Genomic DNA, 910 nt, shown 5'->3' on the forward strand with positions numbered 1-910 from the left:
GACGTGGTCGCGTTCACCCACGGTGCGCTGGCCGACGCGTATGTGGCCACGTCGACGGGTTCGTCGTTCGCGGGGACGTCGGTGAAGTGGCACGACTGGTTCGCCCTGTCCGGAGAGACCCCCCTGACCGGAGACGTCAACGGCGACGGACGCGACGACGCGATCGTGTTCACCCACGGCACCACCGCCGACGTCCACGTCGCCCTGTCCACCGGCACATCCTTCGCCGCATCCGCGAAATGGCACGACTGGTTCGCCCCCGGCACCGAAGTCCCCGCCGTCGGCGACGTCAACGGCGACGGCCGCGACGACATCATCACCTTCACCCACGACACCGACGCCGACGTCTACGTCGCCCTGTCCACCGGCACCTCCTTCACCGGCACCGCCGTGAAATGGCACGACTACTTCTCCATCGCCGGGGAGTTCCCCGCCCTCGGCGACGTCAACGGCGACGGCCGCGACGACATCATCACCTTCACCCAAGGCCCCGCCACCGCCGCCGACGTCATCGTCGCCCTGTCCACCGGCACCAGCTTCGGGGCACCACAGAAATGGCACGACCTGTTCGCCGTCGGCACCGAACAACCCCGCGTCGGAGACATCAACGGCGACGGCAAGGATGACATCGTCACCTTCACCTGCAACACCGACGCCGACGTCTACGCCGCCACCTCCACCGGCACCACCTTCACCGGCACCACCATCAAATGGCACGACTTCTTCTGCCTAACCGGCGAATTCCCCTACCTCGCCGACGCCAACGGCGACGGCAAAGACGACCTCATCGTCTTCACCAAAAACACCACCAACGACATCTACGTCGCACTCTCCACCGGCACCACATTCGCCCCCAGCACCAAATGGCACGACTACTTCGGCCTCACCAGCGAAACCACACTCTGAGCCC

At 65.9% G+C, this 910-nt stretch carries 1 protein-coding gene; it reads left to right on the forward strand.

Annotation, left to right across the window (positions count from 1 at the left end; translation table 11 throughout):
* Positions 1 to 906 (forward strand): FG-GAP repeat domain-containing protein (locus tag IF06_RS0131720; protein WP_036312105.1); only part of this gene is annotated, 906 nt, incomplete at its 5' end.
* Positions 907 to 910: the final 4 nt, after the last annotated feature.

Origin of the sequence: Micromonospora globosa, from assembly GCF_000717585.1 — a bacterium.
Taxonomy (GTDB): domain Bacteria; phylum Actinomycetota; class Actinomycetes; order Mycobacteriales; family Micromonosporaceae; genus Micromonospora; species Micromonospora aurantiaca.